Origin of the sequence: Tepidimonas thermarum (genome assembly GCF_007556705.1) — a bacterium.
Taxonomy (GTDB): domain Bacteria; phylum Pseudomonadota; class Gammaproteobacteria; order Burkholderiales; family Burkholderiaceae_C; genus Tepidimonas; species Tepidimonas thermarum.
Genome location: NZ_VJOL01000016.1, coordinates 21770 through 46791 on the forward strand (window position 1 = coordinate 21770; position 25022 = coordinate 46791).

Consider the following 25022-nt stretch of genomic DNA (forward strand, 5'->3'; position numbering starts at 1 on the left):
GCCAGCGCTCACGCCCCCAGCCCGATTGGCGCTGGCGCCACCTCCAAAATGCGCTGAAACAGCCGCTCGTACGCCGGATCCGGTGCGTAACGCCCGGTCAGGGGGTCGCGGTTGGCCTCGAAGGCTTCGTCCAGCGCGCGCCAGTCGGCCTCGTCGAGCACGCGCTGGGCAGCGGGCAGGATTTCCTGTTCCTCCAGCCGCATGTGCTCCAGGTAAAACGCCACGTAGCGTTCGCAGGCCTCGACGAAATCGGCGCGCCGCGCCTCCCCCAGCCACTCCCAGGCCAGCAGACGGTGCTGCAACTCGCGCACCTGGGATTCCCCTTTCATGTGGTCCTGCTCCAGCCGCGTCACCGTGGGCAACACGGCCGGCTCGCGCTTGACCACGCGCGGAAACAGCAAATCCGACTCCTTAGGGTGGTGCAGCCGTTCGGGGAATTCGTCGATGTAGAACAGCATCGCGCGCAGCGTGTCGAAAAAGCGCGCGCGGTCCTCACCCGGTCCATGCCGAACCAGCCACAGCAGCGATTGCAGCATGGCCGCCAAGGCGGCATGTTCGTCGCGGATGGTGCGCAAGGCGCTCGATGGGTGCATGGTGTGTCTCTCCTGCCCGACGGCGCAAGCCGTTCGCCGGGCGACATGCCCCTGCTGGTCCCGGCGCGCAACCGCCCACGCCCAAGCATGCGGCCAAACGCGGCGCTGCAGCTTGACCTGGGTCAAGTGGGCGCATCGGTGGCGCGCGGCCGCCAGCGGCTCAACCACAGCGCGTTGGTGACGACGCTGACCGAGCTGGCGGCCATGGCCGCCCCCGCCAGCACCGGGTCCAGCACGCCAAACGCCGCCAGCGGAATGCCGGCCACGTTGTAGACGAACGCCCAAAACAGGTTTTGGCGGATTTTGCGCACCGTACGCGCCGCAATGTCCAGCGCCGCCGGCACCAGCAACGGGTCGCCGCGCAGCAGGGTCATCCCCGCCACGTGCATCGCGACGTCGGTGCCATTGCCCATGGCAATGCCGACGTCGGCCGCCGCCAGCGCCGGGGCATCGTTGATGCCGTCGCCCACCATGGCCACAGCGCCGTCGCGCTCGCGCAGGCGCGCCACCACGGCCGCTTTCTCGGCCGGCAGCACCTCGGCATACACCTCGTGCGCCTCGGGGCGCAGCCCCAAGCGGCGCGCCATGGCCTCGGCCGCGGGGCGCTGGTCGCCAGAAATCATGGCCACACGCAGCCCGCGTGCGCGCAACGCGGCAATGGCCGCCGCCGCATGCGGTTTGGGTTCATCGGCAAAGGCCAGCAGCGCCAGCGGGTGCCAGCCGTCGTCGCGCTGCCACGCCAACACCGCCAGCGTGGCACCGGTGCCCGCCTGTTCGTCCCGCAACTGCGCCCACGCCGGCACGGACGCCGCCAGCGCGGGCCAGGCACAGCCCAGCTCCGCCATCCACGCCGGGCTGCCCAAGGCGAGCGGCACGCCCTCGACGCTGGCGCGCACGCCGCGCCCCGGCACGGTTTGGCTGTCCTGCGCCACCGGGATGGGCTGGCCCTGCGCCGCGGCCAGCACCGCGCGCGCCAGCGGGTGGTTGCTGCCCGCCTGCAAGGCGGCCGCTGTCTGCAGCGCCGCCGCGGCATCCACCCCGGGGGCAGGCACGAACGCCGTCAGCCGCGGTTGGCCCAGGGTCAGCGTCCCCGTCTTGTCAAAGGCCACCACACGCACACGCTGCGCCAACTCCAACGCTTCGGCGTCTTTGATCAGGATGCCGTGGCGGGCGGCCGCGCCGGTGCCGGCCATGATCGCGGTGGGCGTGGCCAGGCCCAGCGCGCATGGGCAGGCGATCACCAGCACCGCCACCGCGCGCAGCACCGCCGTCTCGACCCCCACACCGCCCACGCTCCACCACAGCAAGGCGGTCAACAGCGCCAGGCCAACCACGACTGGTACGAACACCGCGGCCACGCGGTCGACCAAGCGCTGCACCGGCGCCTTGCCAGCCTGGGCGTCCTGCACCAACGCAATGATGCGTTGCAACACCGACTGCGCGCCCACGGCGGTGACGCGCACCTCGATCGTGCCTTCGCCGTTGAGGCTGCCCCCGGTAACGGCATCCCCCTCGCCCTTGGCCACAGGCAGCGGCTCGCCGGTCAGCATGGATTCGTCGACCTGGGTGCGGCCACGCTCGATCACGCCATCGGCCGGGATGCGTTCGCCGGCGCGCACCAGCACGCGATCGCCGGGGAGCAGCTCGGCCACCGGCACATCCTGCAACGCCTCGCGGCGCACGCCATCGGGCAGCAGGTGGGCCAGCGGCGGCTGCAAGCGCTGCAACGCGTGGATGGCCGCCGTGGTGCGGCGCTTGGCGCGCGCCTCCAACCATTTGCCCAGGCGCACCAGGGTGATGACGACCGCCGACGCCTCGAAATACAGGTGCGGCGTGTCGGGCGGCTGCGTGCGCCACCACAGCCACACGCTCATGCCCCAGGCGGCGCTGGTGCCCAGGGCCACCAGCAGTTCCATGTTGCCCGAGCCGCTGCGCAACGCCTGCCAGCCGGCGCGATAAAAGCGCGCACCCAGGCCAAACTGAACGGGCGTGGCCAGCAGAAACTGCCACAGCGCTGGCAGCATGACATGCGCCCCCCACAGCAGCGCCACCATCGGCGCCACCAGCGGCAGCGACAGCAGCACCCCCGCCAGCACCCAGGCGCCTTCGCGGCGCATGGCGTCGCGTTCGCGTTGGGCGTCGGCATCGCCGCTTTCGATGGGGCGTGGCTCGTAGCCGGCGTCGCGCACCGCGCGCTGCAGGCGCGCCGGCAACTCGGCGGCCGCGGCGGCATCCGCCTGCCAGCGCACGCGCGCGGTCTCGGTGGCCAGGTTGACGCTGGCGTCCACCACCCCCGGCACGCGGCGCAGCGCCCGCTCCACACGCGACACGCACGAGGCGCACGTCATGCCGCCGATGCCCAGATCGCATTGGCCCGTCTGTGCATCCGCGGCGGTTTCGGCAGCTTGCTCGGTCATGGCCACAGTATGCCGCAGCGTCTCTACCGGCGTATCATCGCCGTCTACGTTCACTGGCGGGAAACCCCATGCAACACGTCTTCACCGTCAACGGCATGTCGTGCGGTCACTGCGTCAAGGCCATCACCCAGGCCATCCGCGCGCTCGACCCCAACGCCACCGTCCAGGTGGATCTCGACGACCGTCGCGTCGAGGTCGATTCCGAACAGCCGCGCGTCGCGCTGGCCGACGCCATCCGCGACGAAGGCTACACCGTCCTCGACTGAGTCGAAGACCGGCCACGCCGGTCCACGTCCTGGGTCCATCGGCCCGCACGCACGGGTCGCGCCATGGCGCGACCCTCTCGCACCCCCCACACCCGCCCGCCCGCGCCGGCACCCCGCTGAGCGGGTCGCCCACGGCGCAACTCCCCCTGCCATCGCTTGGATGCCCACACCGGCTGACCGCTGGCCATGCGCGCCACGGCCAGGCGGTGCCATGCGCACCCTGACCGCCGCGGCCCAGCACGGCGCCCAAAGGGGTTTTGCACAAATCTGTGGACAATTTACGTAAAAACCCCTGGTTATCCACATCGCCATCGGTCCCGGGGCAGGTTGTTCGCCTTCGCGCCGGCTTCAGCGAGCGCCCCGCCCACAGGGTCATGCGCCAGCCAAGTGCTTGTGGCAACAGGACAAAACCGGCTTGTCCACGCCCGGCCGCCGCCTTCTAGCTACGACGACTACCTCAAGACACTGAACATAAGGGAAAACACGGCACAAGCCGCGCGCGCCGTTGACCGCCGAACCCGTCGGGGCACGCAGCCACGCTGCTAAGATGTGCGGCCAACATCGCCATGTCCAGCGCCACACCCTTGTCAACCGCGATCGAGATCCGCCATGGGCACATGCCCCTGGTGGTGGCTCGCCTGCGCGGCCCTGACGTGTCCAGCACGCTGGTGGAAATCGAGCAGCGTTACGGGGACGCCCCCGGCTTTTTTGAAGACGAACCGCTGCTGCTGGATTTGCTGGAATGGCCGGACAGCAACCGCCAACCCGCCCCGCTGGAAATACAAGCGTTGCTCGACGGTTTGCGCCGCATCGGCTTGCGACCCCTGGCCTATCGCGGCGGATCGCCCACCTGGCAACAAGCGCTGCAGGCGCGCGGGCTGGTGCCATCGGATCTGCACGGCGCAGGTGCCGTACGACCGGTCGAAGCGGCCCAACCTCCGGCGCCGTCCCCCGCGTCGCCTGCGCCGGCGTCGGTGGCCGCATCGGCCCCAACGGCCCTGGTGGTGGACCGCCCGCTGCGGTCGGGTCAACAGGTCTATGCGCGCGGGCGCGATCTGGTGGTGCTGGCCATGGTCAACCCCGGGGCGGAGGTGATTGCCGACGGCCACATCCATGTCTATGCGCCGCTGCGCGGGCGCGCGATGGCGGGTGCCCGGGGCTTGGCCGAGGCGCGCATCTTCGCCCTGGCGCTCGAGCCGGAGTTGGTGTCGATCGCGGGGGTCTACCGGACCGCCGAGGCACCGTGGCCCGAAGAGGTGCGTGGCAAACCGGCGCAGGTGCGCCTGACCAGTGGCCCCGAGGGCGACAAGTTGCTCTTCGAACCGTTTTCCTGATCCGACAACGCACCCTCTGAAAGCGTTACACATGGCCAAAATCGTCGTCGTCACTTCTGGCAAGGGCGGCGTGGGCAAGACCACGACCAGCGCCTCGTTCGCCACCGGGCTGGCCCTCAAGGGGTTCAAGACGGTGGTCATCGACTTTGACGTCGGGCTGCGCAACCTCGACCTCATCATGGGTTGCGAGCGGCGCGTGGTGTACGACTTTGTCAACGTCATCCACGGCGAAGCCAACCTGAACCAGGCGCTGATCCGCGACAAGCAAGTCGATCAGCTCTACGTGCTGGCGGCCAGCCAGACGCGCGACAAGGAGGCCCTCAAGCAGGAGGGGGTGGAGCGGGTGCTCAACGACCTGGCTGCCATGGGCTTCGAGTACATCGTGTGCGACTCGCCCGCGGGCATCGAAACCGGTGCGTTGATGGCGATGCACTACGCGGACGAGGCGCTGGTGGTCACCAACCCCGAGGTGTCGTCGGTGCGCGACTCCGACCGCATCCTGGGCATGCTCAGCTCCAAGACCAAGCGCGCCATCGAGGGCCGCGAGCCCGTCAAGGAGCATCTGTTGATCACGCGCTACAACCCCAACCGCGTGCAGGATGGCCAGATGCTGTCGCTGCAGGACATCCAGGACATCCTGCGCATCCCGCTCATCGGCGTCATTCCCGAGAGCGAAGCGGTGTTGCAGGCCTCCAACCAGGGCGTGCCGGCCATCCACCTGCAGGGCACCGACGTGTCGGAAGCGTACAAGGACGTCATCGACCGGTTTTTGGGCCAGGACAAGCAGCTGCGCTTTACCGAAGCGGAAAAACCCAGCTTCTTCAAGCGCCTGTTCGGGAGGTGAGCGCCGTGTCGTTCCTGTCCTTTTTGCTGGGCGAGAAGAAAAAAACCGCCTCGGTGGCCAAGGAGCGGTTGCAAATCATCCTCGCGCACGAGCGCGCCGGGCGCAACGCCAGCGAGCCCGACTACCTGCCTGCGCTGCAGCGCGATTTGGTGGCGGTGATCGGCAAGTACATCGCGATCAATCCGGACGACATCAAGGTTCACCTCGAGCGCCACGACAACCTCGAAGTGCTCGAGGTCAAGATCGAGCTGCCCGATGCCCGCTGAGGCCTGGGCTGGCTGGGCCGATACGATCGGCAGCCTGGCCGCGCTGTTGACGACGGTGAGCTTCGTGCCACAGGCGTGGCTGACCTGGCGCACGCGCGACGTCAGCGGCATCTCGCTTGGGATGTATTCGGTGTTCACCACCGGTGTGGCGCTGTGGCTGGTCTATGGCCTGTTGCTGGGGGCGTGGCCCATCGTGGCCGCCAACACCGTGACGCTGGCCCTGGCGTTGTCGATCCTGCTCATGCGCATCCGCTACGGCGGGACCACGCACGCCAACACCCCGCGGTCGCACGACACCACAGGGTGAGACCGGGGCGGATCGTCGGCTTAAGAGGTGGCGGTGCGAAAGGCGTCGGCGTAGCGCTGGCGCAGCAGGTTTTTTTGCACCTTGCCCATGACGTTGCGCGGCAGCTGATCGACCACGAACAGGCGTTTGGGCACTTTGAAGCCGGCGATGCGGTTTTTGACCGCGGCCAGCAACGCGTCGGGGTCGAGCGTGGCCCCGGGTCGGGCCACCACCACGGCCACCACGCCTTCCCCCAAGTCCGGGTGCGGGCAGCCGATGACGGCCGATTCTTCCACCCCTTCCAGTTCGTTGAGGTAGCTCTCGACCTCGGCCGGATAGACGTTGTAGCCGCCGGTGATGATCAGGTCTTTGCTGCGCCCCACCAGCGTCAAATAGCCCTGGGCGTCGACAAAGCCCATGTCGCCGGTGCGAAACCAGCCATCGGGCGTGAACTCCTTGGCGTTGACGTCGGGCATGCGCCAGTAGCCCGGAAAGACGTTGGGCCCGCGCACTTCGACGCCGCCGATGTCGCCGGTGGCGCAGACAGTGCCAGATTCGTTGACCACGCGCACCTGCACGCCAGGCAGCGGCCGCCCCACCGTCCCTGCAAGGCGCGGCCCCTCGGCCGGGTCGTAGGGGTTGGAGGTCAGCATCAGCGTCTCGCTCATGCCGTAGCGCTCCAAAATGGTGTGGCCGGTGCGCGCCTGCCAGGCGTGAAAGGTCTCGGTCAGCAGCGGGGCCGAGCCGCTGATGAACAGCCGCATGCGCGCACACACCGCCGGCGACAGCGCAGGCTCTTGCAACAAGCGCACGTACAGCGTCGGCACGCCCATGAACACGGTGGCGCGCGGCAGCCACTGCAACACCTGCGCCGGCGTGAACCGCGCCATCCACAGCATGGGGCTGCCGTTGAGCAACGCCAGGTGGGCGGCGACGAACAGGCCGTGCACGTGGAAGATGGGCAGCGCATGGATCAGCACGTCGTCCGGCTGCCAGCCCCAATAGCGGTGCAGCGTCTGCACGTTGGAGGCCAAGTTGTCGTGGGTCAGCTGGGCGCCCTTGCTGCGCCCGGTGGTGCCGCTGGTGTAGAGGATGGCCGCGACATCGGAGCCGGCCACCGCCGCCACGCGGTGCTGCGCGGCGTGGTTTTGCGCGTCGGTCCATGCACTGCCCTGGCCGCTGGCGTCCATTGTGGCCAGGTGCGCCACCCCCAGGCGCTGCGTCAACTCGCGCAGAACATCGTGCTTGGCAGGGTCGCCAACGACCAGCCGCGGCTCGGCGTTTTCCATGAAATAGGCCAGCTCCGCCGCCTGGTACGCCACGTTCAAGGGCACGTACACCACCCCTGCGCGCAAGCAGGCCAGATACAGCACCAGAGCAGGCACCGACTTTTCCACCTGCACCATGACGCGGTCGCCCGGCTGCAGACCCAGCGTGGTCAGCCAGTTGGCCATGCGCGCAGAGTGGGCCTCGAGCTCGCCAAAGGTCCAGGTGCGACCGTCCTCGGTTTCCACGGCCACGGCATCGGGTTGCTGTGAAAACGTCTGTTGAAAGAGGCTGTAGAGGTTGGGGTTGGTCATGGCATGAAGCCCCATCATGGGGTTGGCGCTAGGCGGCCGCCCGCTGCAGCCGGTCGCGGATGCCGTCCCAGGCCGGATCGGCGGGCGGGCGTTCGACCCAGATCAGGCGCGTTTCGCCATCGTCGAGCGCGCGCAGCACGGCAAACAGCTCGTGCGCACAGGCGGCCGGGTCGTCGGGCATGCGCTGCAGCCGCACCTGGGCGCTGACGCTGCGCAGCGGGCTGCGGTGGTAGATGGCGATGTGGCGCGCCTGCGCCCCCAGCACATCCAGCGCGGCCTGCAGTTCGGCCGCGTCCATCAGGCGCACCGGGGCCTGGGGGGCGTAGTGCGACGCCAGCGTCCCCGAGGCGCGCGGCGCGGCTCCGTCGCGGTCGGCCACCGGCAGGCCGGCTGCCGCCTGCACGTCGGCACGGCCGATCATGCCCGGGCGCAACAGCACGGGCTGCGCGCGGGTGGCGTCGATGATGGTCGATTCGATGCCCACCGGACAGGCACCGCCGTCCAGGATCAGCAGCGCCTCGTCATCCAGGTGGCCCAGCTCCGCCTGCACATGGGCGGCGCTGGTGGGGCTCACACGTCCAAAGCGGTTGGCGCTGGGCGCGGCCAGCCCCCAGATGCCCGCGGCCCGGCACGCGCCCAGCAGCCGTTGCGCCACCGGGTGCGAGGGACAGCGCAGGCCAATCGAGGGTTGACCGCCGGCAGCGGCGTCGGCCACGCCGGGCCGGCGTGGCAGGATGAGCGTCAGCGGCCCGGGCCAAAAGGCGTCCATCAGGCGCTGCGCGAACGGGGGTACCGCGCTCGCGTAGTGCGCCACGGCCTCCGCGCGCGCGGCCGGGCTGGTGGCGGCGATGTGCACGATCAGCGGGTGGTCGCTGGGGCGGCCTTTGGCGGCAAAAATGCGCGCCACGGCCGATAATTGGTCGGCATCCGCCGCCAGGCCGTACACGGTCTCGGTCGGCATGGCCACCAGCCGGCCGCTGCGCAAGCGCTGCACCGCATCGGCGATGGCGTGCTGCGCCTGTGGCCCCAGGGCGTCGCGCGTCAGGGCCATGGCGCGATGCCCAGCAAAGTGGCGGCCGCGAGCGCACGCTCGCGCGCGGCGGCCGCGGTGGCGGCGGTGATCGTCACGTGGCCCATTTTGCGACCGGGCCGTGCCTCGTGTTTGCCGTACAGGTGCAAATGGGTGCCCGGCAGGGCCAGCACACCGGCCCAATTCGGGGTCACGGGCTGGCCGTTGCGCCACCACAAATCGCCCAGCAGGTTGAGCATGACAGCCGCGCTGTGCTGACGCGGCGTGACCAACGGCAGGCCGGCCAGTGCGCGCACCTGCAGCTCGAACTGCGAGACGTCGAACGCGTCGATGGTGTGGTGGCCACTGTTGTGCGGGCGCGGCGCCATCTCGTTGACCACCAGCGCGCCGTCGCGGCTGCCGTCATCGACGACGAAAAACTCCACGCACAACACGCCCACGTAGTGCAGCTCGGTGGCGATTGCGCGCGTGGCGGCGATGGCCTGCTCGGCCAGCGCCGCCGGGATGTGGTCCGGGTACACCTCGGTCACGGCCAGGATGCCGCCGCGGTGCAGGTTGCGCTGCACGGGAAAGTGCACCATCGAGCCGTCGGCCCCCCGCGCGACGATGACCGAGAGCTCATCACGCAGCGCCAGCCGCTGCTCCAGCACGCATGGCACGCGCCCCAGCTGCACCCAGGCCGCGGCCAGCGCTGCGCGGTTGTCAACCCGCACCTGGCCTTTGCCGTCGTAGCCCAGGCGGGCGGTTTTCAAGATGCCGGGCAGCAGGGCCTCGGGCGCCGCCGCCACGTCGGCTTCCGAGGCGATGGCCGCATGGGGCGCGGGCCCCACGCCCGTGGTGGTGGCACAGACGGCAAAGTGCGCCTTTTCGGCCAAGCGGTCCTGGGCCACGGCGACCGCCTGGGGTCCGGGCGCCACCCGGCGCTGCGCCGCCAGGGTCGAGAGCGCGCTGGCGGGGACGTTTTCGAACTCGGTCGTGATGGCCTCGCAGCGCTGCATCAGCTGCGCCAGGCCCTGCTCGTCGTCGTACGCGGTGGCGATGTGGTAGTCGCTGACCCGCCCCGCCGGGCTGGTGGGGTCCGGATCCAGCACCGCGGTCTGAAAGCCCAGCGCCTGGGCCGCATGCACGAACATGCGCCCCAGCTGGCCACCGCCCATAACCCCCAACGTTGCCAGGCGGCCGCCACCGGCCACCGGCCCGGGCAGGATGGCGGCGGCGCTCATGCCCCCCCTCCCACACCCGCATCCAGTGGCAGCGTCATGGCACGTGCTTGCGCGGTTTGCTCGGCGCGAAACGCGTGCAGCCGCGCGCGCAGGGCGGGGTCGTCGTGCGCCAGCATCGCCACCGCGAACAGCGCGGCGTTGGCAGCGCCCGCGGCGCCAATGGCGAAGGTGGCCACGGGCACGCCTTTGGGCATTTGCACGATCGAATGCAGCGAATCCACCCCCTGCAAGTGGCGGCTGGGCACCGGCACGCCCAGCACGGGGACGGTGGTCTTGGCCGCCAGCATGCCGGGCAGGTGGGCTGCGCCGCCCGCGCCTGCGACGATGGCGCGCAGACCACGGCCCTCGGCGGCCTCGGCGTAAGCGAACATATCGTCCGGCATGCGGTGGGCCGAGACCACGCGGGCCTCGAACGCGACGCCGAACTGTTGGAAAATGGCGGCTGCATGTTGCATGGTGTCCCAGTCACTGCTGGACCCCATGACGACACCGACCTGGACGTTGCTGCTGGACATGGCGACCCCGGGGGAAATCCCTTCATTCTAGAGAATCGGACGCTGCCGACATGATCGACGTCACGCTTGCCAATTTCCAGGCCGAGGTGCTCGAGGCCTCGCTGACCACGCCCGTGTTGGTGGATTTCTGGGCGCCCTGGTGTGGCCCCTGCAAAGTCCTCGGCCCCATCCTGGAGAAGGTGGAACACGCCTACGGGGGGCGCTTCATCCTCGCCAAGGTCAACACCGAGGAGGAGCAGCAGCTCGCCGGCTACTTCCAGATCCGCAGCATTCCCACCTGCATCCTGTTCGTGGGCGGCCAGCCCGTGGATGGCTTCATGGGGGCGCTGCCCGAAGGGCAGATCAAGGCGTTTTTGGACCGCCACCTGCCCAGCGAAGCCGATGTGCAGGCCCAGGCCGAGCGCCTCGAGGCCGAACAGGCCGCGGCCCAGGGCGATGCCGACACCGCGCTGCAGCGCCTGCGCGACGCGCTGGCACAAGCGCCGGACAACGACGATGTGCGCTTCGACCTGGTGCGGCTGCTCATCACCTCGGGCCAGTTGGGCGAGGCGGCGGCAGCCCTGGCGCCGGCCCTGGGCAAAATTCCGGTGCCGCTGCGCTTCGAGGCGCTGGCCCAGTGGCTCAACGCGCTCGAATTCGCCAGCACCGACCCGCGCGGCCAGTGGCCGCTGGAGCAGTTCGACGAGCGCATCGCCGCCAACAAGCGTGACTTCGAAACCCGCTTTGCCAAGGCGCGCGTGCTCATCGCCCGCGGCGACTGGACCGCGGCCATGGACGAGCTGCTCGAAATCATCATGCGCGACAAAAAGTGGGCCGACGAGGCCCCGCGCAAGACCATGGTCGCGCTGCTCGAGCTGCTCACCCCGCCCAAGCGCGAAGCCAGCGCCGCCCCCAAATCCGCCGCGGGCTTGGAAATTGCCGGCCACACCGCGACCGCCGAAGACCCGCAAGCCGAGCTGGTGTCGCGCTACCGGCGCAAGCTGAGCATGGCGCTCAACTGACGGCGCAACGGCGATGATCACGGTGCGCTTTGTCACCCCGGGCCCCAACGGCCCGATCGACGACCGCGAGGTCCAGGTGCCGGCCGACGGCCGCAGCCTCATGAAAGCCGCGGTGGACGCCGGCATCGACGGCATCGCCGCCGACTGCGGCGGCAGCCTGACCTGCGCCACCTGCCACGTCTTCATCCCGGAGCCGTGGCAGCAGCAACTGCCGCCACCGTCGGCCGACGAGGACACCATGCTCGACTACACGGCCGAGGAGCGCCGTCCCAACAGCCGCCTGAGCTGCCAGATCCGCCTGGTCCCGGCGCTGGATGGCCTCACCGTTGAGCTGCCCGCGCGCCAGTACTAGTGGCGCATGCCGCCCGGCGTGGCCGCGTGGCGCGTTCGCCCGGGTCATCGACGGCAGGCTTCACATTTCTTTACACAACGCTCAAGCGCGCGTTACGCCCGGTGCGCACCATGAACGGTGTGGGCAGACGTTGGGTTTGCCCCGATCGCCGCAAAGGAGTGTGAGATGTCCCGTTCAAACGTTGTGTGGTCTGTGCGCGGCCGCGCCCTGGTGCTGGGGACGGCGCTGGCCATTTCCACGCTGGCTGCCTCTGGCGCTTGGGCGCATGGGATGCGCCCGGACGCTGGCCCCCAAGGCCCCGGCATGGGCGCGCCGATGGGGCCGCTGGCGGGCGTGTTGCTGCACGATCCGGCGCACCTGGACCGTCGCTTGGAGCGCCTGGGCGAGCGGCTGAACCTGCAGCCCGAGCAGCGTACCCAGCTGCGCAGCATTGCCCAACGCACGGCGCAGGATGTGGCGCCGCTGCGCGAGCAGGCGCAGCAATTGCGCGACGAGCGCCGTCGCCTGTGGACACAGCCGACGCTGGACGAGGCGGCCATCACCGCCTTGCGCGAGCGCAGCACGGCGCTGCATGCGCAACTGGCCCAGCGCATCGAGCAGGGCCTGCTGGAAGCGGCGCGCGTGCTGACGCCCGAGCAGCGCCAGCGCCTGGCCGCGTTCACCGCGCAGCGCGGTGCGCACCGCCACGGTGGCCACGGCGATGGGCCTCCGCATCGCCGCCATGGCGAGCCGCGCGACCTGCCCGGCCGCGGTTGAGGCTGCGCGCGTGTGCGCGACGGCGTATGCTCGCACCCGAGTGTTGTGACCGATACCCCTGCCCATGACCGCGCGGCTGCTGCTGGTGGACGATGACCTGCGCCTGACGGCGATGGTGGGCGACTACCTGCGCGCCGCCGGCTGGTACATCGAGGTGCAATCCACCCTCACCGGGGCGCGCCAGCGCTTGGCCCCGGGGACGCCGCGGCCCGACGTGCTGGTGCTGGACCTGATGCTGCCCGATGGCGACGGGCTGGACTGGTGCCGCGAGCTGCGCGCGCGGCCGGATACGCGCACGCTGCCCATCCTGATGCTGACCGCGCGTGGTGAGCCCAGCGACCGGGTGATCGGCCTGGAACTGGGTGCCGACGACTACCTGCCCAAGCCCTTCGAGCCGCGCGAGCTGCTGGCGCGGCTGCGCGCCCTGCTGCGGCGTGCAGCCCCCGCCGGCGCCGCAGGCGAGGTGTTGCGCTTTGGGCGGCTGGAGGTGGACTTTGGCGCCCACGTCGCGCGGCTCGATGGGCGCGTGTGCGAGCTGACGGCCTATCAGTTCCAGCTGCTGGCGGTGCTGGCGCGCAACGCGGGGCGGGTGTTGTCGCGCGACCAGATCATGGACGCCCTCAAAGGCCATGCGCAAGAGGCCTACGACCGCTCGATCGATGTGCACATCTCGCGCATCCGCGCCGCCATCCAGGACGACCCGCGGCAGCCGCGCCGCATCCTGACCGTGCGTGGGGCGGGCTACCTGCTGGCACGCCAGCCTGCGGGCGATGACGGCCCCACCCCATGAAAACCCTCTACCTGCGCATTTACCTCACGGTGGTGGCGGCGCTGCTGCTGTTCGCGCTGCTGTCGGGCTGGCTGTTCCAGCGCAACATCGACCGGGTGCGCGCGCTCGACCGTGCCGCGTGGAGCGAGCGCCTGGCCGGCTGGGCCGAACTGGCGCAGGAGGTGCTGCCGCCGCCCACGGCCACGCCGGCGCAGCAGGCCGAGGCGTTGCAGGAGTGGTCGCAGCGCTTGCGCCTGCCCCTGGCGTTGGACGACGCCGCGGGGCAGCGGCTGGCGGTCACGCCGGCGTACGAACGTGGCATGGAAGCCGGCGGACGTGGCATACGCCTGCCGCTGGCCGATGGGCGCACGCTTTGGGTGCTGCGTGCGCCGCGACCCGAGGGCCGGGCCCCCGGCGTGCCGCCCATGGGGGGCCGCCACCCTGCGGCCGTACCGCACGAGCCGCCGTGGTGGCCCGGCGGGGGCGGCCTGCTGGCCATGCTGCTGGTGCTGTTTGCAGCCGTCGCCGCCGGGGCCTACCCGGTGGTGCGCCGCCTGACGCGCCGGCTGGAGGCGCTGCGCCAGGGCGTCGAAGCCTTTGGCGACGGGCAACTCGGGTACCGGGTGGCGGTGGATGGGCGCGACGAGGTGGCGGCGCTGGCGGCCAGCTTCAACCGCGCGGCCGAGCGCATCGAATCGCTGGTGCGCTCGCACCAATCGCTGCTGGCCAACGCCTCGCACGAGCTGCGCTCGCCGCTGGCGCGGCTGCGCCTAGCGCTGTCGCTGTGGGATACCGACGCACCCGAGGCGCGCGCCGCGCGCCGGCAGGAGATCGAGCGCAACATCCGCGAGCTGGACGCGCTGGTGGACGAGGTGCTGCTGGCCAGCCGGCTGGATGCTGCGCCCGCCCTGCAGCGCGCCCCGGTGGACCTGCTCGGGCTGGCGGCCGAAGAGGCGGCCGCGCTGGGGGCCGATGTCAGCGGCGAGGCGCTGCTGGTCCCCGGCGACGAACGCTTGCTGCGCCGCGCCGTGCGCAACCTGCTGGACAACGCCCGCCGCTACGCACCGGAGCAGCCACCCAGCGTGCAGGTCGCGCGCGCGGGCGATGCCGCCGAGCTGCGCGTGTGCGACCGCGGCCCCGGCGTGCCGCCGCAGCAGCGCGAGCGCATTTTCGAGCCGTTTTACCGGCTGCCCGGCCACGCGGAATACGCCGGCGGCGTCGGCCTGGGGTTGAGCCTGGTGCGCCAAATCGCCCGCCTGCACGGCGGCGAGGCACGCTGCGAGCCGCACCCTGGCGGCGGCAGTTGCTTCGTGCTGCGGCTGCCGCGGGCCTGATCAGCCGATCAGGCGCGTGAGCGCCTCGCGGTATTTGGCCGCCGTTTGCTCGATCACCTCCGGCGGCAGATGGGGCGCCGGCGGGGTTTTGTTCCACGGGCGGCCGTCGATGCGCACCGCCTCGAGCCAGTCGCGCAAGTACTGCTTGTCGAAGCTGGGCGGATTGGTGCCCTCGGTGTACGACTCGGCGGGCCAGTAGCGCGACGAGTCGGGCGTGAGCACCTCATCCATGAGCGTGAGCGTGCCGTCGGCATCCAGCCCGAACTCGAACTTGGTGTCGGCAATCAAGATGCCCCGGGACGCCGCGTACGCTGCCGCCGTCTGGTACAGGCGGATGGCAATGTCGCGGATGCGCTCGGCCAGGTCGGCGCCGATGCGCGCGGCCATCTCGTCGAACGTGATGTTTTCGTCGTGTTCGCCCACCGCGGCCTTGGCCGCCGGCGTAAAAATCGGCGCCGGCAGTCGGGACGCGTTGCGCAGCCCGGGGGGCAGCGGCACGCCGCACACCGACTGCGACTGCTGGTACTCTTTCCAGCCGCTGCCGGCCAGGTAGCCGCGCACCACCGCCTCCACCGGGATCGGGCGCAGGCGTTTGACCAGCATCGAGCGCCCGCGCACCTGCTCGCGCTCGTGCGGCGCCACCACGCTCTCGGGGTCGTCGCCGGTCAGGTGGATCGGGCACAGGTTGGCGCCCTTGGGCCCGAGCTTGTCGAACCAAAACAGGCTCAGGCGCGTCAGCAGCTCGCCCTTGCCCGGGATGGGCTCGCCCATGATGACGTCGAACGCACTGATGCGGTCGGTGGCCACCATCAGGATGCGATCGTCGCCGACGGCGTAGTTGTCGCGCACCTTGCCCCGCGCCAGCAACGGCAGCGAGGTCAGGTTGGAGGTGTGCAGCGCGGCGGCCATCTCAGCGCACCACCTGGGCCAGCTCGCCGCGCGCGTAGCGCTCGGCCATCACGGACAGCGGCAGACCCTTGATCTTGGCGCCCATGCCCTCGCAGCCAAACTGCAGGTAGCGCTGGCGGCAAATCTGCTTGGCGGCCTCGCGCGCGGGCTTGAGCCACTCGCGCGCATCGAACTTGTCCGGGTTTTCGTGCAGGAACCTGCGCACCGCCGCCGTCATCGCCAGCCGGATGTCGGTGTCGATGTTGATCTTGCGCACGCCGTGCTTGATGGCCTCCTGGATTTCTTCCACGGGCACGCCGTAGGTCTCCTTCATGGCGCCGCCATATTGGCGGATCTGCTCGAGCAGCTCCTGCGGCACGCTCGAGGAGCCGTGCATGACCAGGTGGGTGTTGGGGATGCGGGCGTGGATTTCCTTGACGCGGCCAATGGCCAGGATGTCGCCGGTCGGCTTGCGCGTGAACTTGTAGGCACCATGGCTGGTGCCGATGGCAATCGCCAGCGCATCGAGCTGCGTGGCCTTGACGAACTCAGCCGCTTCCTCGGGGTCGGTCAGTAGGGCCGAGTGGTCGAGCACACCCTCGGCACCGATGCCGTCTTCTTCGCCCGCGCGGCCGGTCTCCAGCGAACCCAGGCAACCCAGCTCGCCTTCGACCGTCACACCCAGGCGGTGCGCCATCTCCACCACGCGGCGCGTCACGTCCACGTTGTAGTCGTACGGTGCCGGGGTTTTGCCGTCTTCCTTAAGCGAGCCGTCCATCATCACCGACGTAAAGCCCAGGCGGATGGCGCTTTCGCACACCGCCGGGCTTTGGCCGTGGTCCTGGTGCATGGCCACGGGGATGTGCGGCCACGCCTCCACCGCGCCCTGGATCAGGTGGCGGATGAAAGACTCGCCCGCGTACTTGCGCGCGCCCGCCGAGGCCTGCAGGATGACCGGTGCGCCGACCTCGTCGGCCGCCGACATGACCGCCTGCACCTGCTCCAGGTTGTTGACGTTGAAGGCCGGAATGCCATAACCGTGCTCGGCCGCGTGGTCGAGCAGTTCGCGCATGGAAACGAGCGCCATCGGGGTCTCCCGCAGTGTGGTTTGCGACGGCCGCCGATTGTACGGACTCGCGCCGAATGCGCACCCCGCCCCGCGCGCATGTCACGCGTCGGTGTCGGCCACCCCGTGTTGCGCGTCCAGCCGGTTCATGTACCACGCGTAAAACGCGATCAGGCCCACGTACACCAGCAGCGCGCCCTGCGCGCCCACCCAGTAGCTAAACGGCCAGCCAAAAAACGCAACGTTCAGCTCGCGCGCGTAAAAACCGACCACAAAAGTCACGACGAACCACACGGCCAGCAGCACCAGCGTCACGCGCACCGTGCGGCGCCAGTAGCGCCGCAGGGCGTCGGGCCCAGGCACGCTGGCCGGTGGCGGCGACGGCGCGCTCATGCGACCTGCCCGACTTTGAGCATGTTGGTGCCGCCGGGCGTGCCCATCGGCTCGCCGGCCGTGATCACATAGCGATCGCCCGGTTGTAGCCGGCCCCGTGCCTTGAGCTGCTGCTCGGCCTGCAGCAGCGCGGTGTCGCGGTCCGCGCTGCCGCCCGTGATGCGCAGCGCGTGCACGTTGCGGTAGAGCGCCAGCTTGCGCGCCGTGGACAGGCGCGGCGTGATCGCGTAGATCGGGATGTCCACCGTGTGGCGGCTCATCCACAGCGGGGTGGAGCCGGATTCGGTCAGCGCGATGATGGCGCGCGCCTGCAGGTGCGACGCGATGAACAGCGCCCCCAGGGCGATCGACTGGTCGATGCGGGCAAAGGTCTTGCCGATGAAGTCGCGGTCGAGCGCGTCGTGGTAGGCCTGCTCCGCCGCCAAGCAGATGCGCGCCATCTCCTGCACCGTCTGCAGCGGGTACTTGCCCGCGGCCGTCTCGGCGCTGAGCATCACGGCGTCCGTGCCATCCAGCACCGCGTTGGCCACGTCGCTGACCTCGGCGCGCGTGGGCACGGGCGCGTGGATCATGCTCTCCATCATCTGCGTGGCGGTGATGACCAGGCGGTCGTGTTCGCGCGCCAGGCGGATCATGCGCTTTTGCAGCGCCGGCACCGCGGCGTTGCCCACCTCCACCGCCAAGTCGCCACGCGCCACCATGATGCCGTCGCTGGCCAGCAAAATCGCCTCCAGCTCCGGGATGGCCTCGGCGCGCTCGATCTTGGCGATCAGGCCCGGCCGGTGGTCGTCTTGCGCCGCTTCCTCACACAGGCGCCGCGCCAGCCGCATGTCCTCGGCGTCCTTCGGGAAGCTCACCGCCACATAGTCGGCGCGCAGTGCCATGGCGGTGGCGATATCGGCCATGTCCTTGGGCGTGAGGGCCGGCGCCGTCAACCCCCCGCCACGCTTGTTGATGCCCTTGTGGTTGGACAGCTCGCCCCCCACCACCACGCGCGTGTGCACGGCGGCACCCTCGACGCGCGTGACTTCGAGCTCGATCAACCCGTCGTTGAGCAGCAGCACATCGCCGGGCACCACGTCGCGCGGCAGCTCTTTGTAGTCCAGCCCCACGGCGTGTTCGTCGCCAGGCTCGGTGCGCGCGGCGTCGAGCGTGAAGGCGTCGCCCTCGCGCAACAGCACCTTGCCATGCGCAAAGCGGCCCACCCGGATCTTGGGGCCTTGCAGGTCGGCCATGATGGCCACCTCCTTGCCCACCCGTGCCGCCACCTCGCGCACGGCGGCGGCACGGCGGCTGTGGTCGTCGGCCGTGCCGTGGGAGAAGTTGAGCCGCACCACATCCACGCCCGCCTGGATCATGGCTTCCAGCGTATCGGGCGCATCACTGGCCGGCCCAAGGGTGGCAACGATTTTGGTGGCGCGCAGCGGCATGGTGTCTCCTTGATGATTTGACACCCCCTATGGTAGTGCCTGGCCGTGTCGGGCCGATGACGGACCGCGCACTTTGCTAGAGTGGGGGGCATGGCAACACCCAAGGCCGCTGCGCGACCACGACCCCGGCCCCCGCGACCCCTGGCGGGCGTGCACGTCGTGAGCCTGGCGCTCAACCTGCCCGGGCCCGCGGCGCTGATGCGCCTGCGCGCGCTGGGGGCGCGCTGCACCCAGGTCGAACCCCCTGCCGGCGACCCCATGCGCGGCTACTGCGAGGCTGCCTATGCACACATGCACCGCGGTGTGCGCACCGTCACGCTGGACCTCAAGGCCAGCGCGGGTCAGCGCCGGCTGCAGCGCCTGCTGGCCGGGGCCGACGTGTTGCTGACCTCGTTTCGACCCTCGGCGCTGGCACGGCTGGGGCTGGATGCGGCCACCGTGCAGGCGCGCTGGCCGCAGCTGTCGCTGGTGCGCATCGTGGGGGCCGCCGGCCCCCGGGCCGAGGAGGCCGGGCATGACCTGACCTACCAGGCCGACGCCGGTTTGCTCGACGGCCTGGCCCTGCCGCCCAGCCTGTTGGCCGACATGGCCGGCGCCCTGCTGGCCACGGAGGCGGTGCTGGCCGCCCTGCGCCAGCGCGACGCCACCGGATGCGGCGCGGTGCGGGACGTGGCGCTGGCCGACGCGGCCTCCTGGCTGGCGTTGCCGCGCCACTGGGGCCTGACCGCCCCCGGTGCGCTGCTGGGCGGCGCACACGCCGGCTACCGGGTGTACGCCTGCGCCGACGGCCGGGTGGCGGTGGCCGCGTTGGAACCCCACTTCGCCCGCCGCCTGGGCGAGGTCGCGGGCCTGGGGCCGCTGACCCCGCAGGACTGCTTGCGCCCCGCCACCACCCAGGCGTTGGCCGACTGGTTTGCCGCACGCACGCGCGCCGAACTCGACGCGCTCGCCCGCACCCACGATGTGCCGTGGGTGACGCTGGCGCCCTGATGCGCGGGTAAGCGATAACGGGCGCGTTTCGCGCCACCACAGCGGCATTTTGCGCACGGCTGCTGCATTTCGTCGCATGCCCGTGGCCGCCGGGGGCGGTCATCGGCACAGTGCGTCCATCGCCAACCCGATGGAGTCAATGCCATGCAACTCACCCCCGTTATCGCCATCCACCTCACCGCCGCGCTGGGTGCGCTCGTCACCGGGCCGGTGGCCTTGTGGGCCCGCCGCCACGGCGCGGCGCGGCCGAGGCTGCACCGCGCCTTTGGCTATGCGTGGGTCACGCTGATGCTCGTTAGCGCCGTTTCGGCGCTGTTCATCCGCGACTTTCAGCTGCCCAACGTCGCTGGTTACACGCCGATTCATCTGTTGATTCCGCTCACGCTCGCCGGCTTGTTCATGGCCTTTCGCTACCTGCTGCGCAAGAACATCGCCGGCCACCGCATGGCCATGCAGCAGCTCTACCTCGGTGCCTGCGTCGGCGCCGGCCTCTTTACCCTGCTGCCCTCGCGCTACCTCGGCCAGCTGGTCTGGGGTCAGTGGCTGGGCTGGCTTTGACCCTTCCAACCCAACATCCGAAAAGGATCCGCCATGCTGCTCAACATCGTCACCCACACCCCGCCATGGGTCTTCGTGTCGTTCGTCGTCCTGCTGTGGCTGGGCATGAAGCAATTGCTCACCCATGAGCTGAGTTTGTTGCGCGTGAGCGCGCTGGCGCTGGGCATGAGCGGCTGGTCGCTCTACAGCGTGGCCACGGCATTCAGCGGCGCGGTGCTGCCTATCCTGGTCTGGCTGGTCGCGACGGGTGTGTTGATGGCCGTCGTGCTGCGCCGCAGGCCGTTACCGTTGGCGCACTACGACCCCTCCCATCGACGCTTGACCATGCCGGGCAGCCCCGTACCGCTGGCGTTGATGATGGGCATCTTTGTCGCCAAATTCGCCGTCGGCGTTGCCTTGTCGATGCAGCCGACCCTGTCGGGCAACGGCGCATTCGCCATCGCGGTGGGTGCCGTCTACGGCGCGTTCAGCGGCGGGTTCACTGCTCGGGCGCTGCGGCTGTGGCGGCTGGCCTTCGCGCAGGACCGCCGAGGGGTATCGATCGCATGAGCCCCGATCGCCTGTATCGACCACCCATGCGGCGGGTTGAAACCCACAAAGGATTTCACGGTCCACTGCCGCTTGTGCATACTGTGGCCATGACTGCCCTGCACTTCGTCCGGACGTCGTCGCTGGCGACGCGTGTGGTGGTGGTGTTGGCTTTCAACACATTGATTGCCTCGCTGCTGCCGCGTACCAGCGGGCAGGGTTTTGCGCAAAACCTGTTGTATGCCCAGCTCATCGGGCTGGCCATCTGGGCCTTGATCGACGCAGGCCGCCGGGTTTTGTTTCGACGACGGCGTGGTTGGGACGGCGCCGTACCCATGGTGATCTGGGTTCTCGTGGCCGTGCCCCTGGGTTATGCCGGCGGCAGCATCGCGGCGGACCTGTTGCTGGGCCATCCGGCGCTGCGCTCCTGGCACGCTGCGCCTGAGCTGACGCTGCGCATGCTGCTGATTTCGCTTGCCGCTGGCGGTGCCGCGGCTTATGTGTTCGCCAGCCGCGAAATGCTCGCGCGTGCCCGGCTCGACGAAGCACACGCGCGACAGCAGGCGAGCGAAGCGCGGCTGAAACTGCTCGAATCGCAGCTCGAGCCGCACATGCTGTTCAACACGTTGGCCAACCTGCGCGCACTGGTTACCGTTGATCCGGGTGCGGCACAGGTGATGATCGATCACCTCAACAACTATCTGCGCGCCACGCTCAGTGGTTCACGCGCCGCCTGGCACCCACTGGCGGTGGAATTCGATCGGTTGCGCGACTACCTCGAGCTCATGCGGGTGCGCATGGGGTCGCGGCTGGCTTTTGATCTGTCGCTGCCGGAGGACATGCGTGCCATTCCCGTGCCACCGCTGCTGTTGCAGCCCTTGGTGGAAAACGCCATCGTCCATGGGCTCGAGCCCTCGGTGACGGGTGGCAGCATCGAGGTACAGGCCCGCCGCGGCGTCGACGCACAGGGTGGTGCCTGGTTGCTGCTGGACGTTCGTGACACCGGCGCACGGCTGCATGCGGATGTGCCGGTGCAAACGTTTGCGGGCTTTGGGCTCACCCAGGTGCGCGAGCGTCTGGCCACCTGCTACGGTCCATCGGCGACGCTGGATCTGGTGGCCGAACCCGGCCAGTTCACACGGGCCTCGCTGCGGATTCCATTGCAAAATGCCTAAGCCGCCCAACCCCACGGCGCTGATCGCCGAGGACGAGCCGCTGCTGGCCGCGGCGCTGCAAGCGGAGCTTGCGCGGGCCTGGCCCGAGCTGCGGGTGCTGTCCATCGCGGGCGATGGCCATACGGCCGTGGCGCAGGCGCTGGCTTTGCAGCCCGACGTGCTGTTCTTCGACATCCGCATGCCGGGGCTCAGTGGCCTGGAGGCCGCCGCCGAACTGGCCGAACGCTGGCCCGCCGATGTCAATGGCCGCGCCTTTCCGGCGCTGGTGTTTGTAACCGCCTACGATCAGTACGCCGTGCAGGCATTCGAGGCGCAGGCGGTTGACTACCTGCTCAAGCCGGTGCAGCCGACCCGCTTGCAAAAAACCATCGAAAAACTGCAGCGCTCAGGCATCGAGCGCAGGTCATCGGCCAGCGAAATGGAATTCGCATTGGAGACCACGCTGGCACGGCTCAGCACTCTCGCTGCCCAAGTGGCGCCGTCCGAAGCGCCCGCCTCACCCGTAACCTCACCACCCGCTGCGCCTTTGCGCACCCTGGTGTGCAGCGTGCCGGGTACGTTGGGCACAAAGGTGCGCATGGTTCCCGTGGGTGAGGTGTTGGCTCTCGATGCCGCAGACAAGTACCTGCGCGTGCTCACCGCCGATGCCGAGTACCTGATCCGCACGCCACTCAAAGACCTGCTACCCCAGCTGGACCCGACAGCGTTCTGGCAGATCCATCGCGGCACCGTGGTGCGCGCCGAAGCCATCGACTTCGTGGAACGCGACGAATCCGGTCGACTGCACCTGCGCCTGCGCGGAACGGCCGAGCGCTTCGCGGTCAGCCGTCTTTACGCGCCGCGTTTTCGGGCCATGTGACCCCGTGCACGGCCCATGCGCGCGACGACACGCCAAGCCATGACCCCAACGAACCCATCCGACCTGTCCGCGCAAGGCCTCTCCAGCGCCGAAGCGGCCGACCGGCTGCGCCGTGAAGGCCCCAATGCGTTGCCCAGCGGGCAGCGGCGCACCTGGATCACCATCGTTGCGGAGACGGCCCGGGAACCCATGTTCCTGCTGCTCTTGGCCGCCGCCGCGCTCTACCTGGTTTTGGGGGAGCTGCACGAAGGGCTGGTCCTGTTGGGTTTGGTGCTGGTCACGCTGGGCCTGACGCTGTACCAGGAGGGCAAAACCGAGCGCGCCATCGAGGCCCTGCGCGACCTCACCAGCCCGCGCGCGCTGGTCATCCGCGATGGGCAGCGGCGGCGGATTGCAGGGCGCGAGGTGGTGCGTGGCGAGCCGGCGCCCGCGCGGCCCGGTGGCGACGGTACGCCCTATCTCTACTCCGGCACCCTGGTCGTCGCGGGCCAGGGGGTGGCGCGGGTGAGCGCCACCGGCGCCAACACCGAAATCGGCTGCATCGGCGCCGCCCTGGGCACGCTGGGTGCCACGTCCGCCTTGTGCGTGGACAAGACCGGCACGCTCACCGAAAACCGCATGACCATGGTGCGGCTGTGGGCCGGCGGCCAAACCTTCGCCGTGGAGGACGCCACCGCCGCCGGGCTGCCGCGGCACCGACGTCGCGCGCGAGGCGGCCGCCTTGGTCTTGCTCGACGACAACTTCGCCTCCATCGTGAACGCGGTGCGGCTGGGGCGGCGCATTTTCGACAATATGCAAAAGTCCATGTCCTACATCCTGGCGGTGCACGTGCCGATCGCCGGCATGGCGCTGCTGCCGGTGCTGTTGGGCCAGCCGGCCTTGCTGTTTCCCATGCACATCGCGTTTCTCGAACTCATCATCGACCCGTCGTGCTCGCTGGTGTTCGAGAACGAGCCGGCGGAAGCGGACGTCATGCAGCGGCCGCCTTCGGCCTTGGGCTGGCCAGCGTGGTGTGGTTGGGGCTGCTGCCACGCTGGCGCCGCAGGAGCACCGCATGAGCCCAGACCCTGCCACCGCCATGGCGCCACCGCCCGTCGATGCACAGCGCCTCAACCGCGGCTGCGTTTGCCGCACCCTCGATCCGCAGCGCCTGCGCCAGCAGCTGGAGCAGGAGCCGGCGCTGGCGGGCTTGTACGACCAGATGGCCGCAACCCGCCCCACGCTGTTTTCCGCGACGGCGGTGTTCATCTCGGTGGAGCAGCGCCGCGCCATGGTGGCCATCGTGTCGGCCGTGGAGGCGGTGGTGGCCCTGCCCGCCTACCAGGAGGCGGCGCTGGCGCGGGCGCCGGCCATTGCGCGCCTCGACCACGGGCCGCGTGGCGTCTTCATGGGTTACGACTTTCACCTCGGCGGGCAGGGGCCGCGGCTCATCGAGATCAACACCAACGCCGGTGGCGCACTGCTCAATGCGGCGCTGGCGCGGGCCCAGACCGCCTGCTGCCGCGAGACGGCCTGGGCGTTTCGGCCCAGCGCTGACCTGGAGCATCTGGAGGCCACCTTCCTGGCCATGTTCCAGGCGGAATGGCGCCGCCAGCGCGCGCATGCCCCGCTGACGCGCGTGGCCATCGTCGACGACGACCCCCCGGGGCAATACCTCTACCCGGAGTTCCTACTGTTCGAAAGGCTGTTTGCGCGCGCCGGCATCGAGGCCGTCGTCGCCGACGCGGGCGCCTTGGTCTGGCGCGACGGCCGCCTGTGGCACGACGGGCTACCCATCGATCTGGTGTACAACCGCCTCACGGATTTTGACCTCGACGAGGACCGCCACGCCGCCCTGCGCCGGGCCTACGAGGCCGGCGCCGTCGTCCTCACGCCGCATCCACGTGCGCACGCGCTGTACGCCGACAAGCGCAACCTCATGCTGTTGAGCGACGCATCGGCCCTTGCGCGGTTGGGCGCACCATCCGCGGTGGTGGCGGTGTTGCAGGACGGTGTGCCGCGCACCGAGGCGGTCACGGCGACAGCGGCGCAGCGCCTGTGGGCGCAGCGCCGTGGCCTGTTCTTCAAACCCGCGTCCGGCTACGGCAGCAAGGCGGCTTACCGCGGTGACAAGCTCACGCGCCGGGTGTGGGAGGCCATCCTGGCCGGTGACTACGTGGCCCAGGCGATGGCCCCGCCCAGCGAGCGCCTGACCGAGGTGGACGGGCAGCTCACCGACTTCAAACTCGACGTGCGCGCTTACGTCTATGGTGGCGACATCCAGCTCATCGCCGCGCGCCTGTATGCCGGCCAGACCACCAACTTCCGCACGCCCGGCGGCGGCTTCGCGCCGGTGTTCGTGGTGCCGCCGCCCGAGGAGGTGGAAGCCGCCGAGCCGCGATGAGCGGCGGCGGTAAGTGTGATGTAGGTGGCGAAAATAGAATAATATATACCCAAGCCCTTAACAGGCCGTTGAAAAAATACCCTTCGAACGCACCAGTGACGCTGCTTTCGAAGAAACGAGCCGCCCAGACGTGGCTGCGCAGCGATTGCGACGTGCATTTCGGCCGGTTTGCAGGCCGTTTTGCC

General features: G+C 69.8%; 26 protein-coding genes and 2 pseudogenes. 18 read left to right on the forward strand and 10 right to left on the reverse strand.

Going from position 1 to position 25022, the window contains the following annotated elements; all coding sequences use genetic code 11:
* Positions 1–8: 8 nt before the first annotated feature.
* A complete protein-coding gene (locus tag Tther_RS05640; RefSeq protein ID WP_143901773.1) occupies positions 9–593 on the reverse strand; it encodes a hemerythrin domain-containing protein in 585 nt (194 codons plus the stop codon).
* A gap of 122 nt (positions 594–715) precedes the next feature.
* Positions 716–3010, reverse strand: coding sequence for a heavy metal translocating P-type ATPase (locus tag Tther_RS05645; protein WP_143901775.1), 2295 nt, complete (start codon positions 3008–3010; stop codon positions 716–718).
* Between the two features lie 68 nt (positions 3011–3078).
* Here Tther_RS05645 and Tther_RS05650 point away from each other — a divergent pair, with 68 nt between their 5' ends.
* The 5 genes from Tther_RS05650 to Tther_RS05670 all read left to right on the forward strand — a co-directional run bounded on the left by Tther_RS05650 (position 3079) and on the right by Tther_RS05670 (position 6027).
* A complete protein-coding gene (locus tag Tther_RS05650; protein ID WP_143901776.1) occupies positions 3079–3276 on the forward strand; it encodes a heavy-metal-associated domain-containing protein in 198 nt (65 codons plus the stop codon).
* A 584-nt stretch (positions 3277–3860) separates the two neighbouring features.
* Complete coding sequence (minC, locus tag Tther_RS05655; RefSeq protein WP_246098932.1) at positions 3861–4610, forward strand: septum site-determining protein MinC; 750 nt, start codon at positions 3861–3863, stop codon at positions 4608–4610.
* Positions 4611–4641: 31 nt separating this feature from the next.
* A complete protein-coding gene (gene minD / locus Tther_RS05660; RefSeq protein ID WP_143901781.1) occupies positions 4642–5454 on the forward strand; it encodes a septum site-determining protein MinD in 813 nt (270 codons plus the stop codon).
* A 5-nt stretch (positions 5455–5459) separates the two neighbouring features.
* Entirely contained in the window at positions 5460–5720 is a 261-nt protein-coding gene (minE, locus tag Tther_RS05665; protein ID WP_143901783.1) for a cell division topological specificity factor MinE, read from the forward strand.
* Entirely contained in the window at positions 5710–6027 is a 318-nt protein-coding gene (locus Tther_RS05670) for a SemiSWEET transporter (protein ID WP_143901785.1), read from the forward strand. Before minE ends, Tther_RS05670 begins: the two co-directional genes overlap by 11 nt.
* A gap of 20 nt (positions 6028–6047) precedes the next feature.
* On the opposite strand, the gene Tther_RS05675 is transcribed toward Tther_RS05670, so the two are convergent.
* Genes Tther_RS05675 through purE form a run of 4 tightly spaced genes read right to left on the reverse strand, consistent with a single transcriptional unit; the run spans position 6048 to position 10354 of the window.
* The gene (locus Tther_RS05675) at positions 6048–7604 is read right to left on the reverse strand and encodes a malonate--CoA ligase (RefSeq protein WP_425472806.1); all 1557 of its coding nucleotides are present in this window, start codon (positions 7602–7604) and stop codon (positions 6048–6050) included.
* 10 nt (positions 7605–7614) lie between these two features.
* Entirely contained in the window at positions 7615–8637 is a 1023-nt protein-coding gene (locus Tther_RS05680; RefSeq protein WP_143901787.1) for an L-threonylcarbamoyladenylate synthase, read from the reverse strand.
* A complete protein-coding gene (locus tag Tther_RS05685; RefSeq protein WP_143901788.1) occupies positions 8628–9839 on the reverse strand; it encodes a 5-(carboxyamino)imidazole ribonucleotide synthase in 1212 nt (403 codons plus the stop codon). Before Tther_RS05685 ends, Tther_RS05680 begins: the two co-directional genes overlap by 10 nt.
* Complete coding sequence (purE, locus tag Tther_RS05690) at positions 9836–10354, reverse strand: 5-(carboxyamino)imidazole ribonucleotide mutase (protein ID WP_143901790.1); 519 nt, start codon at positions 10352–10354, stop codon at positions 9836–9838. The genes Tther_RS05685 and purE overlap by 4 nt, the downstream gene beginning before the upstream one ends.
* A 50-nt stretch (positions 10355–10404) precedes the next feature.
* On the opposite strand from purE, the gene trxA reads away from it, so the two are divergent.
* The 5 genes from trxA to Tther_RS05715 all read left to right on the forward strand — a co-directional run bounded on the left by trxA (position 10405) and on the right by Tther_RS05715 (position 14566).
* Positions 10405–11355: a thioredoxin gene (gene trxA, locus Tther_RS05695; protein WP_143901792.1), complete on the forward strand. Its 951-nt coding sequence runs from the start codon at positions 10405–10407 to the stop codon at positions 11353–11355.
* A 13-nt stretch (positions 11356–11368) separates the two neighbouring features.
* On the forward strand, positions 11369–11707 hold the full coding sequence (locus Tther_RS05700) for a 2Fe-2S iron-sulfur cluster-binding protein (RefSeq protein WP_143901794.1): 339 nt from the start codon (positions 11369–11371) through the stop codon (positions 11705–11707).
* Positions 11708–11872: 165 nt separating this feature from the next.
* The gene (locus tag Tther_RS05705) at positions 11873–12463 is read left to right on the forward strand and encodes a Spy/CpxP family protein refolding chaperone (RefSeq protein ID WP_143901796.1); all 591 of its coding nucleotides are present in this window, start codon (positions 11873–11875) and stop codon (positions 12461–12463) included.
* A 64-nt stretch (positions 12464–12527) separates the two neighbouring features.
* Positions 12528–13253: a response regulator transcription factor gene (locus Tther_RS05710; RefSeq protein ID WP_143901799.1), complete on the forward strand. Its 726-nt coding sequence runs from the start codon at positions 12528–12530 to the stop codon at positions 13251–13253.
* On the forward strand, positions 13250–14566 hold the full coding sequence (locus tag Tther_RS05715) for a HAMP domain-containing sensor histidine kinase (protein WP_143901801.1): 1317 nt from the start codon (positions 13250–13252) through the stop codon (positions 14564–14566). Before Tther_RS05710 ends, Tther_RS05715 begins: the two co-directional genes overlap by 4 nt.
* On the opposite strand, the gene Tther_RS05720 is transcribed toward Tther_RS05715, so the two are convergent.
* From Tther_RS05720 to pyk, 4 genes are all read right to left on the reverse strand, one after another.
* Positions 14567–15475, reverse strand: a complete 909-nt coding sequence (locus tag Tther_RS05720; protein ID WP_143901803.1) for a phosphoribosylaminoimidazolesuccinocarboxamide synthase — start codon at positions 15473–15475, stop codon at positions 14567–14569.
* A 1-nt stretch (position 15476) separates the two neighbouring features.
* On the reverse strand, positions 15477–16541 hold the full coding sequence (gene fba / locus Tther_RS05725; RefSeq protein WP_143901805.1) for a class II fructose-bisphosphate aldolase: 1065 nt from the start codon (positions 16539–16541) through the stop codon (positions 15477–15479).
* An 81-nt stretch (positions 16542–16622) separates the two neighbouring features.
* Positions 16623–16913, reverse strand: coding sequence for a DUF4212 domain-containing protein (locus tag Tther_RS05730; protein WP_143901807.1), 291 nt, complete (start codon positions 16911–16913; stop codon positions 16623–16625).
* Positions 16910–18343 (reverse strand): pyruvate kinase, encoded by a 1434-nt coding sequence (gene pyk / locus Tther_RS05735; RefSeq protein WP_143901809.1) that lies wholly within the window; start codon positions 18341–18343, stop codon positions 16910–16912. Before pyk ends, Tther_RS05730 begins: the two co-directional genes overlap by 4 nt.
* Before the next feature lie 90 nt (positions 18344–18433).
* On the opposite strand from pyk, the gene Tther_RS05740 reads away from it, so the two are divergent.
* From Tther_RS05740 to Tther_RS05770, 8 genes and pseudogenes are all read left to right on the forward strand, one after another.
* Positions 18434–19333 carry a CoA transferase gene (locus tag Tther_RS05740; RefSeq protein ID WP_143901811.1) on the forward strand — a complete coding sequence of 300 codons (900 nt, stop codon included), beginning with the start codon at positions 18434–18436 and terminating at the stop codon, positions 19331–19333.
* A 144-nt stretch (positions 19334–19477) separates the two neighbouring features.
* The gene (locus Tther_RS05745) at positions 19478–19891 is read left to right on the forward strand and encodes a DUF2306 domain-containing protein (RefSeq protein WP_143901813.1); all 414 of its coding nucleotides are present in this window, start codon (positions 19478–19480) and stop codon (positions 19889–19891) included.
* A 33-nt stretch (positions 19892–19924) separates the two neighbouring features.
* Positions 19925–20440 carry a DUF6622 family protein gene (locus Tther_RS05750; RefSeq protein ID WP_143901815.1) on the forward strand — a complete coding sequence of 172 codons (516 nt, stop codon included), beginning with the start codon at positions 19925–19927 and terminating at the stop codon, positions 20438–20440.
* Complete coding sequence (locus tag Tther_RS05755) at positions 20437–21594, forward strand: sensor histidine kinase (RefSeq protein ID WP_246098933.1); 1158 nt, start codon at positions 20437–20439, stop codon at positions 21592–21594. Before Tther_RS05750 ends, Tther_RS05755 begins: the two co-directional genes overlap by 4 nt.
* Entirely contained in the window at positions 21587–22453 is an 867-nt protein-coding gene (locus Tther_RS05760; protein ID WP_143901817.1) for a LytR/AlgR family response regulator transcription factor, read from the forward strand. The genes Tther_RS05755 and Tther_RS05760 overlap by 8 nt, the downstream gene beginning before the upstream one ends.
* A gap of 39 nt (positions 22454–22492) precedes the next feature.
* A pseudogene (locus Tther_RS13460) lies at positions 22493–22615 on the forward strand (cation-transporting P-type ATPase); the annotation flags it as partial.
* Between the two features lie 520 nt (positions 22616–23135).
* Positions 23136–23441, forward strand: a pseudogene (locus Tther_RS13465) (cation transporting ATPase C-terminal domain-containing protein); the annotation flags it as partial.
* 67 nt (positions 23442–23508) lie between these two features.
* Positions 23509–24837, forward strand: a complete 1329-nt coding sequence (locus Tther_RS05770; protein ID WP_143901819.1) for a hypothetical protein — start codon at positions 23509–23511, stop codon at positions 24835–24837.
* Positions 24838–25022 lie beyond the last annotated feature (185 nt).

What these genes read in the sequence shown, in the direction of transcription:
- Tther_RS05640 (WP_143901773.1), bottom strand. Translation starts at nt 593, where the DNA reads ATGCACCCATCGAGCGCCTTGCGCACCATCCGCGACGAACATGCCGCC.
- Tther_RS05645 (WP_143901775.1), bottom strand. Translation starts at nt 3,010, where the DNA reads ATGACCGAGCAAGCTGCCGAAACCGCCGCGGATGCACAGACGGGCCAA.
- Tther_RS05650 (WP_143901776.1), top strand. Translation starts at nt 3,079, where the DNA reads ATGCAACACGTCTTCACCGTCAACGGCATGTCGTGCGGTCACTGCGTC.
- minD (WP_143901781.1), top strand. Translation starts at nt 4,642, where the DNA reads ATGGCCAAAATCGTCGTCGTCACTTCTGGCAAGGGCGGCGTGGGCAAG.
- Tther_RS05670 (WP_143901785.1), top strand. Translation starts at nt 5,710, where the DNA reads ATGCCCGCTGAGGCCTGGGCTGGCTGGGCCGATACGATCGGCAGCCTG.
- Tther_RS05675 (WP_425472806.1), bottom strand. Translation starts at nt 7,604, where the DNA reads ATGATGGGGCTTCATGCCATGACCAACCCCAACCTCTACAGCCTCTTT.
- Tther_RS05680 (WP_143901787.1), bottom strand. Translation starts at nt 8,637, where the DNA reads ATGGCCCTGACGCGCGACGCCCTGGGGCCACAGGCGCAGCACGCCATC.
- Tther_RS05685 (WP_143901788.1), bottom strand. Translation starts at nt 9,839, where the DNA reads ATGAGCGCCGCCGCCATCCTGCCCGGGCCGGTGGCCGGTGGCGGCCGC.
- purE (WP_143901790.1), bottom strand. Translation starts at nt 10,354, where the DNA reads ATGTCCAGCAGCAACGTCCAGGTCGGTGTCGTCATGGGGTCCAGCAGT.
- trxA (WP_143901792.1), top strand. Translation starts at nt 10,405, where the DNA reads ATGATCGACGTCACGCTTGCCAATTTCCAGGCCGAGGTGCTCGAGGCC.
- Tther_RS05700 (WP_143901794.1), top strand. Translation starts at nt 11,369, where the DNA reads ATGATCACGGTGCGCTTTGTCACCCCGGGCCCCAACGGCCCGATCGAC.
- Tther_RS05705 (WP_143901796.1), top strand. Translation starts at nt 11,873, where the DNA reads ATGTCCCGTTCAAACGTTGTGTGGTCTGTGCGCGGCCGCGCCCTGGTG.
- Tther_RS05710 (WP_143901799.1), top strand. Translation starts at nt 12,528, where the DNA reads ATGACCGCGCGGCTGCTGCTGGTGGACGATGACCTGCGCCTGACGGCG.
- Tther_RS05715 (WP_143901801.1), top strand. Translation starts at nt 13,250, where the DNA reads ATGAAAACCCTCTACCTGCGCATTTACCTCACGGTGGTGGCGGCGCTG.
- Tther_RS05720 (WP_143901803.1), bottom strand. Translation starts at nt 15,475, where the DNA reads ATGGCCGCCGCGCTGCACACCTCCAACCTGACCTCGCTGCCGTTGCTG.
- fba (WP_143901805.1), bottom strand. Translation starts at nt 16,541, where the DNA reads ATGGCGCTCGTTTCCATGCGCGAACTGCTCGACCACGCGGCCGAGCAC.
- Tther_RS05730 (WP_143901807.1), bottom strand. Translation starts at nt 16,913, where the DNA reads ATGAGCGCGCCGTCGCCGCCACCGGCCAGCGTGCCTGGGCCCGACGCC.
- pyk (WP_143901809.1), bottom strand. Translation starts at nt 18,343, where the DNA reads ATGCCGCTGCGCGCCACCAAAATCGTTGCCACCCTTGGGCCGGCCAGT.
- Tther_RS05740 (WP_143901811.1), top strand. Translation starts at nt 18,434, where the DNA reads ATGGCAACACCCAAGGCCGCTGCGCGACCACGACCCCGGCCCCCGCGA.
- Tther_RS05745 (WP_143901813.1), top strand. Translation starts at nt 19,478, where the DNA reads ATGCAACTCACCCCCGTTATCGCCATCCACCTCACCGCCGCGCTGGGT.
- Tther_RS05750 (WP_143901815.1), top strand. Translation starts at nt 19,925, where the DNA reads ATGCTGCTCAACATCGTCACCCACACCCCGCCATGGGTCTTCGTGTCG.
- Tther_RS05755 (WP_246098933.1), top strand. Translation starts at nt 20,437, where the DNA reads ATGAGCCCCGATCGCCTGTATCGACCACCCATGCGGCGGGTTGAAACC.
- Tther_RS05760 (WP_143901817.1), top strand. Translation starts at nt 21,587, where the DNA reads ATGCCTAAGCCGCCCAACCCCACGGCGCTGATCGCCGAGGACGAGCCG.
- Tther_RS05770 (WP_143901819.1), top strand. Translation starts at nt 23,509, where the DNA reads ATGAGCCCAGACCCTGCCACCGCCATGGCGCCACCGCCCGTCGATGCA.